At 66.8% G+C, this 13,059-nt stretch carries 11 protein-coding genes and 1 riboswitch; of the genes, 4 read left to right on the forward strand and 7 right to left on the reverse strand.

Annotation, left to right across the window (positions count from 1 at the left end; all coding sequences use genetic code 11):
- The first annotated feature begins 6 nt into the window (after positions 1–6).
- Positions 7–1,056 carry a nicotinate-nucleotide--dimethylbenzimidazole phosphoribosyltransferase gene (cobT, locus tag ACVJ19_RS23600; protein WP_453951440.1) on the forward strand — a complete coding sequence of 350 codons (1,050 nt, stop codon included), beginning with the start codon at positions 7–9 and terminating at the stop codon, positions 1,054–1,056.
- Here cobT and ACVJ19_RS23605 read toward each other — a convergent pair.
- Positions 1,049–1,621 carry a histidine phosphatase family protein gene (locus ACVJ19_RS23605; protein ID WP_453951442.1) on the reverse strand — a complete coding sequence of 191 codons (573 nt, stop codon included), beginning with the start codon at positions 1,619–1,621 and terminating at the stop codon, positions 1,049–1,051. The genes cobT and ACVJ19_RS23605 overlap by 8 nt on opposite strands.
- 72 nt (positions 1,622–1,693) lie before the next feature.
- Positions 1,694–1,895, forward strand: a riboswitch (cobalamin riboswitch).
- Positions 1,896–2,010: 115 nt separating this feature from the next.
- Between ACVJ19_RS23605 and ACVJ19_RS23610 the strand changes: the two genes are divergently transcribed.
- Together ACVJ19_RS23610 and ACVJ19_RS23615 are read left to right on the forward strand one after the other, a co-directional pair.
- Positions 2,011–4,362, forward strand: coding sequence for a TonB-dependent receptor (locus tag ACVJ19_RS23610; RefSeq protein ID WP_453951444.1), 2,352 nt, complete (start codon positions 2,011–2,013; stop codon positions 4,360–4,362).
- Positions 4,363–4,374: 12 nt separating this feature from the next.
- Complete coding sequence (locus ACVJ19_RS23615; protein WP_453951446.1) at positions 4,375–5,796, forward strand: PepSY domain-containing protein; 1,422 nt, start codon at positions 4,375–4,377, stop codon at positions 5,794–5,796.
- A gap of 156 nt (positions 5,797–5,952) precedes the next feature.
- On the opposite strand, the gene ACVJ19_RS23620 is transcribed toward ACVJ19_RS23615, so the two are convergent.
- Positions 5,953–7,320 carry an amidase gene (locus tag ACVJ19_RS23620; protein WP_453951448.1) on the reverse strand — a complete coding sequence of 456 codons (1,368 nt, stop codon included), beginning with the start codon at positions 7,318–7,320 and terminating at the stop codon, positions 5,953–5,955.
- Positions 7,301–8,497 carry an MFS transporter gene (locus ACVJ19_RS23625; RefSeq protein ID WP_453951449.1) on the reverse strand — a complete coding sequence of 399 codons (1,197 nt, stop codon included), beginning with the start codon at positions 8,495–8,497 and terminating at the stop codon, positions 7,301–7,303. The genes ACVJ19_RS23620 and ACVJ19_RS23625 overlap by 20 nt, the downstream gene beginning before the upstream one ends.
- 26 nt (positions 8,498–8,523) lie before the next feature.
- On the opposite strand from ACVJ19_RS23625, the gene ACVJ19_RS23630 reads away from it, so the two are divergent.
- The gene (locus tag ACVJ19_RS23630) at positions 8,524–8,859 is read left to right on the forward strand and encodes a hydroxyisourate hydrolase (RefSeq protein ID WP_026312749.1); all 336 of its coding nucleotides are present in this window, start codon (positions 8,524–8,526) and stop codon (positions 8,857–8,859) included.
- Positions 8,860–9,124: 265 nt separating this feature from the next.
- Here ACVJ19_RS23630 and ACVJ19_RS23635 read toward each other — a convergent pair whose 3' ends face one another.
- The 4 genes from ACVJ19_RS23635 to ACVJ19_RS23650 are packed head-to-tail and all read right to left on the reverse strand — an operon-like array spanning position 9,125 to position 12,993.
- A complete protein-coding gene (locus tag ACVJ19_RS23635; protein ID WP_453951451.1) occupies positions 9,125–9,940 on the reverse strand; it encodes an ABC transporter permease in 816 nt (271 codons plus the stop codon).
- Positions 9,940–10,803 carry an ABC transporter permease gene (locus tag ACVJ19_RS23640; RefSeq protein WP_453951453.1) on the reverse strand — a complete coding sequence of 288 codons (864 nt, stop codon included), beginning with the start codon at positions 10,801–10,803 and terminating at the stop codon, positions 9,940–9,942. The genes ACVJ19_RS23635 and ACVJ19_RS23640 overlap by 1 nt, the downstream gene beginning before the upstream one ends.
- A gap of 3 nt (positions 10,804–10,806) precedes the next feature.
- On the reverse strand, positions 10,807–11,853 hold the full coding sequence (locus tag ACVJ19_RS23645) for an ABC transporter substrate-binding protein (protein WP_453951454.1): 1,047 nt from the start codon (positions 11,851–11,853) through the stop codon (positions 10,807–10,809).
- 45 nt (positions 11,854–11,898) lie between these two features.
- Complete coding sequence (locus ACVJ19_RS23650) at positions 11,899–12,993, reverse strand: ABC transporter ATP-binding protein (protein WP_453951455.1); 1,095 nt, start codon at positions 12,991–12,993, stop codon at positions 11,899–11,901.
- Between the last annotated feature and the right edge of the window lie 66 nt (positions 12,994–13,059).

Below are 13,059 nucleotides of genomic sequence, written 5' to 3' on the forward strand. Positions count from 1 at the left end.
GGCAGCATGCTCCCCGACTGGGTCACCCGGAAATGCCCCGAGATCTCCGCGGTCCATCGCGATGCGGCGATCGCGCGTCAGGCACAGCTCACAAAGCCGACCGGCGCGCTCGGCCGGCTCGAGCAGCTCGCGATCGAGCTCGCCGGCCTGCAAGCGAGCGAACAGCCGCGTGCCGCGCGCGTGCCCATCATCATCTTCGCCGGTGATCACGGCATCGTCGCGCAGGGCGTGTCGGCCTATCCGCAGGCCGTCACCATCGCGATGATGGCGAATTTTGCCTCGGGCGGCGCCGCGATCTCGGTGCTGGCGCGCGAGCTGGGTTCAAACCTGGAAGTCGTTGACGCCGGCACGCTGGCGGCGGCGATGCCTGATATCATCACCGACAAGCCGCGTCACGGCACGCGCGATTTCAGCGTCGAAGCTGCGCTCACGCCTGCGGAGCTGGCCTTCGCCTTCGAAGCCGGCCAGCGCGCGGTTGCGCGCGCCGAGGCTAGCCGGCCTGACCTTCTGATCTTCGGCGAGATGGGCATTGGCAACACCACGACCTCCGCGGCGATTGCGGCGAGCCTGCTCGGCATCAGTGCCGAGGAGATCGCAGGCAGCGGCACCGGTGTCGACGCCGCCGGTCGCGCGCACAAGGCGCGCGTGATCGATGCCGCGATTGCGCGCCATGGCGTTGCGGGCGCGCCGCCCGAAAAGATCCTGTGTGCCGTCGGCGGTCTCGAGATCGCGGCGATCGCGGGCGCCATCATTGCGGCTGCGCAGCGCCGCATCCCTGTGTTGATCGACGGCTTCATCGTGTCGGTCGCGGCGCTGGCGGCGGTGCGGCTCAATCCGTCGTGCCAGCCGTTCCTGCTGCCCTCGCATCAATCGGCGGAGCAGGGACATCGCCTCGTGCTTCGCGCGCTGAACGTGCAACCGCTGATCAGCCTCGATCTCAGGCTCGGCGAAGGATCGGGCGCCGCCATCGCGTTGCCGCTGGTGCGGTCGGCCTGCGCGCTCCACAATGGCATGGCGACTTTTGCGCAGGCCAACGTGCCGGATCGGCCTAGCTGATCCGCTGATTGACGGAGACCACCCGCCAGCCGGTCGCGAGCCGGTCGATCCGGGTCAGCGACAGCGGATCGATCACGAAGCGCAACGCCGCTTCCGGTGTCAGATCGAGCGCGATGCACAGCGCGGCGCGGATCGTGCCTGAATGCACGACGAGCGTTGCCGATCCGGCTCCGATCCGCGACAGTCCGAGTCGGACGCGCGCGACCTGATCCTCAAAGCTCTCGCCGCCCGGTGGTCTCTGGTGTGCGGGATCGCTCCAGAATTGTACGTAGGCCTCGCCGCCGCTCGCTGCCAGTTCGTCATGTCGCCGGCCGGTCCAGCCGCCGAAATCCTGTTCGCCGAATTCGTCCACCAGTTCCGGTTCGAGCCCCAGCGCGCGCGCCGTCTCTACCGTGCGCCGGGAAGGGCTCGCATAGCTCGCAGCATCCCGCGGCAAGCGCGGCCGCAGCGCTTCGAGCTGCGCGCGATCGGTCAGGTCCGCCGGTGCATCGGCGGCATGGATCGTCCCTTTGACGCCGTCGACGGGTGCATGTCGGATCAGCCAGAGGAAGGTCGCGCCTTCCATGCAAATCTCCAAGGAAGTTGGTCGCTGTGGCAATAACGCCGCAACTGGTACATTGACTCTGTCTTGCTGGTAATCCTAGATGCTCGCGACGGTTTCCCCGAGAGGGGATGAAAAGGGAATGCGGTGCGGGGACGTTGTCCCCAATGCCGTGGCTGCCCCCGCAACTGTGAGCGGATAATCCTTCGTCAGAAGCCACTGGGTCCTCGGTCCCGGGAAGGCGACGAAGCGGTCGTGACCCGCGAGCCAGGAGACCTGCCGTCAGCCGTGGTCACACGCGAAGATGTCGGTCGGGGAGTACAGACATTCGGCTTCATCGGAAGGCTGACAAGCCCAGGGTGAGACCTCGTTCGCTGTGACGTGCCACTGACGTCATACCGAGGTCCAAGACCGTGTCTTCTTCTATCCGTATTGTACGACCGCGCAGCGTTCTGCTCGCTTCCGCCGCGTTCACATCCCTTGCCGCTCTCGATCTGCCCGCCGCGCTGGCGCAGCAGGCCCGCGAGCCGCTCCCGCCCGTGGAGGTCTCGCCACCGCAATCCCGCAAGCCGGTCAAGCCGGCTGCCCGGGAGGCCCAGATAGCGCGCCGCGCGGCAGCGCGCAGGCCGGTGCCCGCATCCGTGGCGCCCAAGCCCGCCGTGCCAGCTGCGGCGGCGCAGACGCCGCTCAACACCAATGCGGTGGCCGAAAGCGCCTCGCGGCTCGGCCTGACCGTGCGGGAGATACCGGCGACCGTCGAAGTCATCTCGGCCCAGACCATGCGCGAGCAGGGCTATCGCACCGTGTCCGAGGTGGCCCAGGGCGCGGTCGGCGTCACCTCCGGCGACGCGCCGGGGGAGCCGGCGGGCTTCTCGATGCGCGGCTTCACCAACAGCCAGATCAACACGCTCTACAACGGCATCAAGATCGGCCCGCAGAACATGACCTCGCGGATCATGGACACGGCCAATCTGGAGGCCGTGGAATTTTTGAAGGGCCCGGCCTCGCTTATCTCGGGCGAGGGCGCCGCCGGCGGCGCGATCAACCTCGTCACCAAGCAGCCGCACACCGGAGCGATCCGCAACGAAGCGGACTTCTCGTACGACTCCCTGAACTCGTTCCGTGCGCATTACGGCTCGGGCGGCAGCACCAACGTTCAAGGCCTCGACTACCGCTTCGACATCAGCCGCTCCTCGCTCAACGGTTTTGTCGACGACACCTATACCAAGACGCTCGATGTCTCGGGCCAGCTGAACTACCGCGTCTCCGACAGTCTCAAGGTCTGGGGCGCGATCGAGTATCGCGAGGATCGCGGAAAGGCCTATTGGGGCGCGCCGCTGGTGCCGGTCGCCTTCAGCGGATCACATGCGACGGCAGGGATTGTCTCGGGCACCTACTTCAACAGAACCGACCTCGGGGCCGTCACGATCGACGACCGCACCTTCAACACCAATTACAACGTTCTCGACAACCGCAACGTGGCGCAGGAGGTCTGGCTGCGCGGCGGCTTCGAGCTGAAGCTGGCGCCTGACCTGACGCTGAAGAGCCAGGCCTATGGCTATGGCGCGGAGCGGTCGTGGTTCAACAACGAGATCGAGGCATTCAACTCCGGTACGAACCTGGTCGATCGCGAGCGCTTCTATGTCGCGCATAGCCAGCGGCTGGTCGGCAACATCACCGACCTGATCTGGGATACGAACATTGCAGGCTTCGACAACCGGATGGTCACGACGCTGTCGTCGAGTTACCTCGATTTCGTCCGGCCGGGGGCAGCGAATTTTCCGGGCGACTCCGTGTCGCTGGTCAATCCTGACCGCGGTTTCTACGGCCTGCTCACGACCAAGCAGCAGACCGCGCGTATCGACAACGAGGCGCTGTCGTTCGAGGATCGGCTGAAGCTGACGCGGACCTTCGCGCTGATCGGCGGTCTGCGCGTCGAGCATATCGGGCTCGACCGCAACTCGACCGACGTCAACGGCCTGGTGAACGCGGGCTTTCCGTTCACCAAGGACTGGGCGCCGGTGACGGGACGCATCGGCTACACCTGGGAGGCCATGCCCGGCCTGACCTTCTTCAGCCAGTACGCGACCGGCGCCGACGTTTCCGCCAACAACATCTTCCTGCTGTTGCCGACCCAGCCGCTCGACCTGACGACGTCGCGCATCTACGAGACGGGCGTCAAGCATCTGTTCTGGGACAACCGGGCGGAGTGGTCGTTCTCGGCCTACGACATCCTGCGCAAGAACGTCTATGCTGCGGCCGGCGGGCAGGCGCTCAACATCGCCGGGCGAGAGGAATCGAAGGGCGTCGAGCTCGCCGCCGCGGTGCGGCCGATCGAGCCTTTGCGGCTGTGGGGCAACATCGCCTATGTCGATGCGCGCTATGCCGACTACAATTTCGCCGGCGGATCGTTCTCGGGCAACACGCCGCCGAACGTGCCGCGCATCGTCGCGAATGCCGGTGCATCGTACCGGTTCTTCACGCCGTGGCCGGTGGAGCTCGGCATCGTCGGCCGGCACGTCGGCGATCGCTACAACACCGACGCCAACACGGTGACGATGAACGCCTACACGGTCGGCGACGTCTATGCGTTCGTCGATATCCCGAAGACCGTCTTCAATGCCGTCGACCAGGCGCGCCTGACCTTCCGGGTGCGCAACTTCACCGACAAGCGCTACGCGATCTGGGGCGATCCGTTCTATCCCGACCAGATCCTCTTGGGCGCGCCGCGCACCTACGAGATCTCGGCGGCGTTCAAATGGTAGGGCGCTGACCACATGATGGGCGCGATCGTCCTGCTGCACCGCTGGCTCGGGATCGCGTTCTGCCTGCTGTTCGCGATGTGGTTCGCGACGGGGATCGTGATGCACTTCGTTCCGTTTCCGTCGCTGGCGGAAGCGGAGCGGGTTGCCGGCCTCGCGCCGGTGGATCGTGGCGAGGTGCGGATCAGCGTTGCCGATGCGGTGGCCGCGAGCGGGATCGCCGATGCTACACGCCTGCGGTTGCTTCAGCGGAGCGACGGGCCGGTCTACATCGTGTCGGGACCCTCGCGCCTGCGCGCGGTTCGTGCCGCTGACGGGCAGGATGCCTCAGTGCGGTCGCCCGAGGTCGCACTCGCCATCGCGCGGGCTCATGCGCGTCAACGCGGGTTCGACGCCGCGCGCGCGGTTGTCGTTGCATACGCTGACTACGACCAATGGAGCGTGCCGAACGGCTTTGATCGCCACCGGCCCTTGTTTCGCGTCGACCTCGGCGATGCCGCCGGCACGGAGGTCTACGTCTCGTCGCGCACCGGCGAAGTCGTGCTGGACACGACGCGAAACGAGCGTGGCTGGAATCTCGCCGGCAGTGTCTTGCACTGGATCTATCCGACGGTCCTCAGGAGCAATTGGGCGCTATGGGACGGCGTGGTCTGGACGCTGTCGCTGCTGGCCCTGATCGCAGCCCTGCTGGGTGCGGTGCTCGGGATCGTGCGGGTCAAGATGCAGGGACGCCAACTCTCGTCGCCTTATCGCGGCTGGCACGCGCTGCATCACATCGTCGGTCTCGTCGCGACCGTCTTCGTGCTGACCTGGATCTTCAGCGGCTGGCTCTCGATGGACCACGGCCGGCTGTTTTCGCGCGGGCAGTTGACGTCAGTCGAAGCCGGCGTGATCGATGCTTTGCCGGACTGGGCGACGGCCTCGTCGCCCGATCGGAAGCCGATGTCGTCCTTGGCCCGCGAAGTCGAATGGTTTGCATTCGACGGCAAGCTCTATCGACGCGAGCGGATCGGTCTCGACAATCAGGTTGTGGTGCGGCCGGACGGTGAGCGATCGCCGGGCCTCAGCGCGCAGGAGATCGAGAGACTGATGGCGCGGCTTGCGACAGGATGCGGTGCGCCGCTCGTTCTTGCCGATAACGACGATTATCCCGCACAGTCCATCGTCCCCGGGGCGACCGTCTATCGTTCCCGCTGCGGCGATGTCTGGTTCGACATCGACGCTGCCGACGGCCGTGTGCTGCAAAGGCTGGATGCCTCGCGGCGGGCCTATCGCTGGGTCTATAGCGCGCTCCACACGCTCGATTTCCCAATCCTCATGGCGCATCCGCGTTGGCGCGATGTGCTGATCGTCGGCCTCTGTGTGCTCGGGCTGGTGTTCTCGATTACCGGAATCGTCATTGGTTGGCGGCGGCTGCGTCGGACTTTTGCAAGCTAGGGACGCCCGATCAAACAAGAAGTGCGAAAACAACCCCATGCACAGTAGCCGGTGATAATGAAATCAACGGCTTACCGAGGCGTCGCCGCGATTTGACCCGTCGGGCAAAACAGGGGTATATTGCGATTATTCCGAAACGGTCCCGCTGCCCCAAAACTACGCCCGCAACTGCGCCTCGATCTGCCGGGCGGCGCGCAGCAGCGTGCGGTCCTGTCCGCGGCGGGCGATGATCTGGAGGCCGAAGGGAAGCCCGTTTGCGTCGGCCCCGCAGGGAAGCGAGATCGCCGGCAGGCGGGCGTGATTGACGAACGGCGTGAACACGGCATGCGCGCGCGGGCTCGCCGCGCGGCCGCCGATCGTATCGGGTCCGAGCTGGGTGTACGGCCAGGCGACGCAGGGGACGGTTGGCGTGAGCAGCAGGTCGATCTCGTTGAAGAAGGCCGCGAAGGCGGTGGCGATCGCGGCGCTCGCGATCAGCGCGCCCGCAACGTCGCTGCCCGACCACGACAGCCCTCGTTCGATCTGCCTCGCGATGTCAGGATCGAAGATGGTCGGATCCTTGCGGAAGGTGTCGCCATAGAGCGCGGCGAGGCCGGCATGCTGGAGTGGCATGATGGCCTCTTCCGTCGCACCGGCCGGCCAGACGGGATCGCGCTGCGTGATGCTGAGGCCTGCAGCGGAGAGGCGCGCGACGGCAGAAACGAGCCCGTTGGCAACGACGTCATCGACGGTGACGTCGAGCCCGAGGCGCGGCGAGAAGGCGATGCGGAGGCCGGCGATGTCTTCGGCCTTTTGCGCGATGCCGGCCGAATCCGGATCGCGCGGATCGATGCCGGCCATGATCTCGAAGGCCAGCGCGATGTCGGCGACATCTGCGGCGATCGGCGCGATGACGGAGAGGCCGAAGAACGGTTCGGCGAAGCCGGGCCCATAGGGGATCGCGCCGTAGGACGGCTTGAAGCCGGCGACGCCGACATGCGCCGGCGGCCTGCGGCTGGAGCCGCCCGCATCGGTGCCGATCGCGAGCGGCACGAGGCCGGCAGCGACGGCCGCGGCCGGTCCGCCCGATGATCCACCTGGTGTCAGCGCGGGATCGAGCGGATGGTGCGTGGGCCCAAATAGCTGAGAAGTCGTGACGCCCTTGCTGGCGAATTCCGACGTTGCGCCGATGCCGACGACGACCGCTCCGGCGTTGCGCAGGCGCTCGACCGCAATCGCGTCGCGTGGCGCGATGAAATCGCAAAACAGGCGCGAGCCCTGCGTCACGCGCCAGCCGCCGACCCAGATGTTGTCCTTGACGATGATGGGGACGCCGGCGAGCGGCATGGTCTCGCCGGCACGCAGGCGATCGTCGACCGCCGAAGCGTCAGCCAGCGTGCGGGCGGGATCGGTCGTGACGACCGCATTCAACGCCTTGGCTGCCTCGATCCGCGCCAGCGCGGCCTTTGCGGTCTCGACGGCGCTCGTCCGTCCAGCTGCGACATCGGCCGCGATCTCGCGGACACTACGTGCTGGCTTTGTCATAGCCTCCCCAGATCAGCGCCACTGTGCCGCAGAGGGCGAGGCACGCCAAGGCGAAGAAGGCCGCGCCAAGGCCGGCCACACCGTCCAGGATCGACACCACGGCCGGCGCCGCCAGCAGCCCGGCATAGGATGCGGTCAGCACCGCGCCTGTGGTCTCGCCGATCCGGTCCTGCGGGGCGAGGCGGGCGATCTCGGCGATGAAGACGCCGTTCCAGCCCGACGCCGTCAGGCCAAACAATGCGGCAACGATGAATTGCCCGTTGCGGCCGAGCGATGCGCCATTAAGGCCCAGCAGCGCGGCACAGAACGCCATACCAAGGCCAATGACGATGAGCACGGCGCGGGAGGCGTCGAGGCGCATGGCAACATAGCCCCAGCCGAGCCGGCCGACGAGGCCGCCGGCTTGCGCGCAGGCGAGGGCCATGCCGGCCTCGATATGGCCAAGGCCGAGCTCGCGCGTGCCGAGCGTGACGAAGACGGTGTTGAGCGACACCTGCATCGCGCTGAACGGCATCGAGGCCAGCGCCAGCATCGCGATGCGCCGGTCCGCCGTCACCAGCGCCAGCCGCGCACGGAGATCGAGCTTTGGCGGCGGGACGAGCTTGCCGGCGTAGGCCGGTCGCAACCACTCGAACAGCACGATCGCGAGCAGCGCGCAGAGGCCCACCACCGCATAGCACCAGGCCGGACCGAACACGATCGCGATCGCGGGCAGGGCCAGCGAGCCGCACACCGCGCCGATCTGGTTGCCGGTCTGGCGCACCGAGAAGACGAAGGCGCGCCGCTCGGCGGTGACGAGCCGCGCCAGCAGCGCTGCGCTCGCCGGCGTCTCGGGCCCCATCGCGAGGCCGAGGCAGAGGCCTGCGGCCAGCAGGGCGGCGCTCGATCCGAGCGAGGCCAGGGCCATGCCGACGACGATGGCCGCCGCGCACAGACTTGCGATCCGCAGCGAGCCAACCCGCGCGATGAAGCCGCCGCCCCAGAACGAGGCGGGAATGCCGACCGCGAACACCGCGCAGGAGAACATCGAGAGCTGCCAGACCTCGATATGGGCGCGGGGCGCGACCACGCCGGGCGCGAACAAGGCCAGCGCGACGAGGGCCTGAAGCGCAGTCATCGCCCCCAGGGCCGGCAGCAATGCCGGTGCTGGCCGACCGCCCGTGTTTCCGTCTACCATGGCGGCGTGCTCATGGGAGGAACAGAGTGGCAGGCGGCATTTCCATTCACGCGGTCGATGTGGCGAGCGGACGGCCCGCGCAGGGCCTGCGCGTCGAGATCTGGCGGATCGATCCGGACTCGCTGCGCATCGCCGACGGGCGGCTCGGTGCCAACGGCGTGCTCGATCATTCCGTTGCGCAAGGCGCAGGCGTGACCGCCGGCGAGTACGAGGTGCTGTTTCATCTCGGCGAGTTCTTTGGCGAGCGCGATGGTTTCCTGACCGTGACGCCGTTCCGCTTCCGCATCAAGAACGTTGACGAGCATTTTCATCTGCCGCTGAAATTCACGCGCTGGGGTTATTCGCTGTTCCGCGGTGCCTAGGAAAACGTGGCGGGAAGCTTACCTGCGGCCATCCTTCGAGACGCCCGCCTCCGGCGGGCCCTCAGGATGAGGACGGAGTACGTGGCGGCAATTCGGCAGGCAAAACTGCCGCTAAGCCTCATCCTGAGGAGACCGCGGAGCGGTCGTCTCGAAGGACGAGGCGCTTGCTCGGGCCTTACCAACTCATATGCGATAGCCCTGCCCCGCGAGGGGGCAGTGAACGCACTTCCACTGGGGAGAAAGGCGAGGCTCATCCTGTCAGCCCTTAGTTGGTCAGCCGGCGCGACAGGCCGGTGACGCGCTCCATGACCGCGACCATCGCGACGGTCGCGATGATCAGCACGCCCGACAACGCGGCGATGGTGACATCCAGCTTGCCCTCGAGGTCCTGCCACATCCGGATCGGCAGCATGTCGGTCGCGGCATCGCGCAGAAACAGCGACACCGGCACGTTGTCAAAGGACGACATGAAGGCGATGAAGGCGCCGGCGATGATGCCGGGCCGGATCAGCGGCAGCACGATGCGGCGGAACGTGTAGAGGCGGCTCGCGCCGAGCACGGCCGAGCTTTCGAGCAGGGTCGGCTCGAGCTGGGCGAGCGCTGCGACCGTGTTGCGCACGACATAGGGCACGCAGACCACGGTGTGGCCGATCACCAGCGTCAGCGGTGACACCGGCAGGCCGACCAGCGAGAACAGCATCAGGGCGGCGAGGCCGAAGGCGAGTGCGGGCAGCACGAGCGGCGACATGAAGAGGGAATCGAGCAGCCGCGCCGACAGTGTCCGCGACCTGGAGATCGCGAGCGCCGCGGCGACGCCGAGGGTGACAGACAGGCCGGTCGCCCACAGCGCCACGATCAGGCTGTTCTTGGCCGCGAAATGCAGCTGCCAGGCATTCCACAGCTCGGCGTACCAGCGCAGCGAATAGCCGGGCGGCGGGAAGCGCAGCGAGAAGCCGCTGGTGAAGGAGACGATCAGGACCACGAGCGACGGCGCGATGATGATGACAAGCGCGATCACCGCGATGATCGTCATGACGAGCTCGAAGCTGATCGCCTCAAGAGTGCGCTTGCGGTCGCTCATCATGCGCCTCCATAGCCGCGCGACATGCGGCCGAGCGTGGTGAAGACCGAGACGACCGCGAGCACGGCGAGCAGGAAAATGATCGAGATCGCGGCCGCAAACGGCCAGTTCTGCAGCGTCGAGGCCTGCTGGTAGAGATACATCGGCATGAACAGCATCTGCCCGCCGCCGACCAGCGACTGGGTGATGAAGGCGGTGATCGCGGCGGCATAGGTCAGCGTGCAGCCGGCGATGACGCCGGGCAGCGACAGCGGCAGTACGATCCGGAAGAAGGTGCGCCAGCTTCCGGCGCCGAGCGAGCAGGAGGCATCGTCGAGATTGGGATCGATGCGGCCGAGCGCGGTGATCAGCGGCAGCGTCATCAGCGGCATCTGCACCTGCGCCAGCGCGATCACCACGCCGAACTGGGTGTAGAGCAGCTTTAGCGGCGTATCGATGACCCCTAAGGATTGCAGCGTGGCGTTGATGATGCCCTGGCGTCCGAGGATGACGATCCAGGCAAAGGTGCGCACCACGACGCTGGTCAGAAGCGGCAGCAGCACGATCAGGATGATGATGGTCTGGAGCTTGGGCCCGACCCGCTGATACAGCCAGGCGATGGGAAAGCCGAGCACGAGGCAGACCGCCGTCACCTCGGCGCCCAGCAGCAGCGTCGAGCCGAGCACGCCCAGGCTGAAGGGATCGGTGAGGAAGTGCAGGTACTGGCCGAGCCCCCAATGGAGCCCGGCGGTGTCGTTGAGCAGCGAGAGCCAGAACAATTGCAGCAGCGGCGCGACGAAGAAGAGCAGGAAGAACAGCGCCAGCGGCGCTGCCAATCCCATCCCGTAGGACGTCACGTCCCGTGATGCCGGTGCTGCGCCCATGGTTCAGATCTTGATCTCGCGGTTGAAGCGCTCGATCCAGGCCGAGCGCTGCTCGTTGATCTTCTTCCAATCTTGGAACACGAACTTCTTCTTCAGCTCGGCCGTGTCCTTGGCCAGCACGCGCGCGATCTCGCCGCCCATCGTCACCTTGGAATTTGTCGGCACGATCAGATAGGGCGGGTTCATCAGCGTGGTCTGCACCTCCGGCGTCAGCGCCGCCTCGATCAGCTTGAAGGCGAGCTCGCGGTTCGGCGAGTTCTTGACGATGTGGATCGTGGTCTTGAAGGCGATGGCGCCTTCCTTCGGCGCCACGAACTCGACCGGCACGCCGCGCGCTTTCAGGATCTGGATGGCGTTGAAATTGCCGGGCGAGATGTCGATCTGGCCCTGCTGGAACAGGGTCGCGAGCGCGCCGGGATTGGCGGCGACCGCGGCGAGATTGGGCTTGAGCTCCTCCAGCGCCTTGAAGCCGGGATCGACATTGGCCTCGGAGCCGCCGCGCATCTTGGCGATCTCGACCAGCCAGCCGGTGCCGAGCGTCGAGTTGAGATTGGTGATGCCGACGCGGCCCTTGAACTCCGGCTTCCAGAGGTCGGCCCATGAGGTCGGCGGCGTCTTGACGGCTTCCGGATTGTAGGTGAGGCCGACGACCTGGAAGAACGGGGCAGGGCCCATCGGCTCCTGCGCCTCGGCGATCAGGTCCTTGTAGTACGCGCTCTTCTCGACCGGATAGGGCTCGACCAGGTCCTGGCCTATGGCGACGAGGGCGGGGCCGGGATCGTGCAGCATGACGTCGATCGGCGGATTTGCTTTCGCGGCGTTGACCTTCGCGATCTGGTCGACCGAGAGCATGGGGTCGAGCACCATGGCGGCGTCCGCATTGGCCTTTCGGAACGCCGGCACCAGCACGGCCTTATGCGCTTCCTCCCAGCTTCCGGTGAAGGTCGCAAACACCAGCGGGCGGGCCTGGGCGTAGCTCAGGCCGGGAAGCGCCTTCATGGCGCCGAGCGTGAGCGCGGTGGTCAGCAGGCTTCTGCGGTTCATGATCATGTCGAACTCCCCTCTGGACTGGATCTAAAGCGTTCTGGACTGGATCTAAAGCGTTGCGGGAAAGGCGTTGGCGAGCGACGGGGCGAGCGGCGCGAGCCGCACCGCTGCGCCGTTCTCCAGCGCGCGGGTCTCGCCGATGCGCGCCTGCGAGACCTTGACGCCGGAGCCATCGGCTGTGGTGACCTCGTGCACGACGGTGGCGCCGAGCGGCAGCGACATGCCGACCACGCCGGCAAAGCCGGTCTCGTCGCCGACGAATTGCAGATGCTCGGGGCGGATGCAGACGGTGACGCGGCCGCCTTCGCTGAGCGTACCGCCCGCGGGCCGTGCGATGATCTCGGCGCCGGCATCGAGCCGCACCTTCGCCGCCGTGCGATCCGCCGAGACCACGACACCGGGCATGCGGTTGGTGGAGCCGACGAAGGTGTTGACGAACAGCGTCTGCGGGCGGTCGTAGACGTCGGACGGCGAGCCGAACTGCTCGAGCTTGCCATGGCTCAGCACGGCGACGCGGTCGGCCATCGACAGCGCTTCCTCCTGGTCGTGCGTCACGATCAGCGTGGTGATGCCGGAGACGCGCTGCAGCCGCTTGACCTCGATCTGCATGTCCAGCCGCAAATTCTTGTCGAGCGCGGCAAAGGGCTCGTCGAGCAGCAGGATCGACGGCTTGATCGCCAGCGCGCGGGCGAGCGCCACGCGCTGCTGCTGACCGCCGGAGAGCTGCCGCGGCAGCCGCTCGGCCATAGCAGGCAGCTGCACCAGCTCCAGCAGGCGCTGCGCCTCGCGTTGGCGCGCGGCCTTGTCGATGCCGCGGGCGGCAAGGCCATAGGCGACGTTCTCGCTGATCGACAGATGCGGAAACAGCGCGTAGTTCTGGAACACGATGCCGACGGCACGCTTGTTCGGCGGCAGCGCATCGACGATGTCGTCGCCGATGATGATCCGCCCTTGCGTCTGCGCGATGAAGCCGGCGATGATGCGCAAGAGCGTTGTCTTGCCGCAGCCGGATGGGCCCAGCAGGGCGATGATCTCGCCGCCCTTGATGTCGAGATTGATATTCTCGACCGCGAGTGCGCCGCTCGGATAGCGGTGGGTGACCGCATCGACGACGAGCGATCGGCCGCCTTGCGTTTCAGCCATGATATTGCCTCCCGTTGCCCCAAAGGAGAAAGCAAGTCTCGTGCCCGAGCCGGTCGCTTTTCGGTG

The sequence above is a fragment of the Bradyrhizobium sp. USDA 376 genome (assembly GCF_054063675.1).